General features: G+C 56.7%; 1 rRNA gene. It reads right to left on the bottom strand.

From position 1 onward, the window contains the following. Window positions 1-32: 32 nt before the first annotated feature. A 23S ribosomal RNA gene (locus ACIP84_RS38700) occupies window positions 33-2,406 on the bottom strand; the annotation flags it as partial.

Genomic DNA, 2,406 nt, shown 5'->3' with positions numbered 1-2,406 from the left:
CTTCAGAACTAACACAGTGGACGCGAGCAACTGAGGACAAGCCCTCGGCCTATTAGTACCGGTCAGCTCCACCCATTACTGGGCTTCCACATCCGGCCTATCAACCCAGTCGTCTACTGGGAGCCTTACCCTCTCAAGGAGGTGGGAATACTCATCTCGAAGCAGGCTTCCCGCTTAGATGCTTTCAGCGGTTATCCCTCCCGAACGTAGCCAACCAGCCATGCCCTTGGCAGGACAACTGGCACACCAGAGGTTCGTCCGTCCCGGTCCTCTCGTACTAGGGACAGCCCTTCTCAATATTCCTACGCGCGCAGCGGATAGGGACCGAACTGTCTCACGACGTTCTAAACCCAGCTCGCGTACCGCTTTAATGGGCGAACAGCCCAACCCTTGGGACCGACTCCAGCCCCAGGATGCGACGAGCCGACATCGAGGTGCCAAACCATCCCGTCGATATGGACTCTTGGGGAAGATCAGCCTGTTATCCCCGGGGTACCTTTTATCCGTTGAGCGACGGCGCTTCCACAAGCCACCGCCGGATCACTAGTCCCGACTTTCGTCCCTGCTCGACCCGTCGGTCTCACAGTCAAGCTCCCTTGTGCACTTACACTCAACACCTGATTGCCAACCAGGCTGAGGGAACCTTTGGGCGCCTCCGTTACCCTTTGGGAGGCAACCGCCCCAGTTAAACTACCCATCAGACACTGTCCCTGATCCGGATCACGGACCGAGGTTAGACATCCAGCACGACCAGAGTGGTATTTCAACGGCGACTCCACCATGACTGGCGTCACGGCTTCAAAGTCTCCCACCTATCCTACACAAGCCGAACCGAACACCAATATCAAACTGTAGTAAAGGTCCCGGGGTCTTTCCGTCCTGCTGCGCGAAACGAGCATCTTTACTCGTAGTGCAATTTCACCGGGCCTATGGTTGAGACAGTCGAGAAGTCGTTACGCCATTCGTGCAGGTCGGAACTTACCCGACAAGGAATTTCGCTACCTTAGGATGGTTATAGTTACCACCGCCGTTTACTGGCGCTTAAGTTCTCAGCTTCGCCCTGTCGAAACAGAGCTAACCGGTCCCCTTAACGTTCCAGCACCGGGCAGGCGTCAGTCCGTATACATCGCCTTACGGCTTCGCACGGACCTGTGTTTTTAGTAAACAGTCGCTTCTCGCTGGTCTCTGCGGCCACCCCCAGCTCACGGAGTAAATCCGATCACCAGACGTGGCCCCCCTTCTCCCGAAGTTACGGGGGCATTTTGCCGAGTTCCTTAACCATAGTTCACCCGAACGCCTCGGTATTCTCTACCTGACCACCTGAGTCGGTTTAGGGTACGGGCCGCCATGAAACTCGCTAGAGGCTTTTCTCGACAGCATAGGATCATCCACTTCACCACAATCGGCTCGGCATCAGGTCTCAGCCTTAATGTGTGACGGATTTGCCTATCACACGGCCTACACCCTTACCCCGGGACTACCACCGCCCGGGCTGGACTACCTTCCTGCGTCACCCCATCGCTTACCTACTACCACCTTGGGTCGACGGCTCCACCACTTTCCTTTCCCCGAAGGGTCCGGAACGGCTTCACGGCCTTAGCATTAATGGGCTCGATATTGGGCGTTTCAAAGCGGGTACCGGAATATCAACCGGTTGTCCATCGACTACGCCTGTCGGCCTCGCCTTAGGTCCCGACTTACCCTGGGCAGATCAGCTTGACCCAGGAACCCTTAGTCAATCGGCGCACACGTTTCTCACGTGTGTATCGCTACTCATGCCTGCATTCTCACTCGTGAACCGTCCACAACTCGCTTCCGCGGCTGCTTCACCCGGCACACGACGCTCCCCTACCCATCACAGCGGGCGTTGGCCCTATTGCTGCAATGACACGACTTCGGCGGTACGCTTGAGCCCCGCTACATTGTCGGCGCGGAATCACTTGACCAGTGAGCTATTACGCACTCTTTCAAGGGTGGCTGCTTCTAAGCCAACCTCCTGGTTGTCTCTGCGACTCCACATCCTTTCCCACTTAGCGTACGCTTAGGGGCCTTAGTCGATGCTCTGGGCTGTTTCCCTCTCGACCATGGAGCTTATCCCCCACAGTCTCACTGCCGTGCTCTCACTTACCGGCATTCGGAGTTTGGCTAAGGTCAGTAACCCGGTAGGGCCCATCGCCTATCCAGTGCTCTACCTCCGGCAAGAAACACACGACGCTGCACCTAAATGCATTTCGGGGAGAACCAGCTATCACGGAGTTTGATTGGCCTTTCACCCCTAACCACAGGTCATCCCCCAGGTTTTCAACCCTGGTGGGTTCGGTCCTCCACGAAGTCTTACCTCCGCTTCAACCTGCCCATGGCTAGATCACTCCGCTTCGGGTCTTGAGCGCGCTACTGAATCGCCCT

The sequence above is a fragment of the Streptomyces sp. NPDC088707 genome, from assembly GCF_044752725.1.
Taxonomy (GTDB): domain Bacteria; phylum Actinomycetota; class Actinomycetes; order Streptomycetales; family Streptomycetaceae; genus Streptomyces.
Note: the sequence above shows the minus strand (reverse complement) of the source record. Positions and strands in the feature narration are given on the sequence as shown.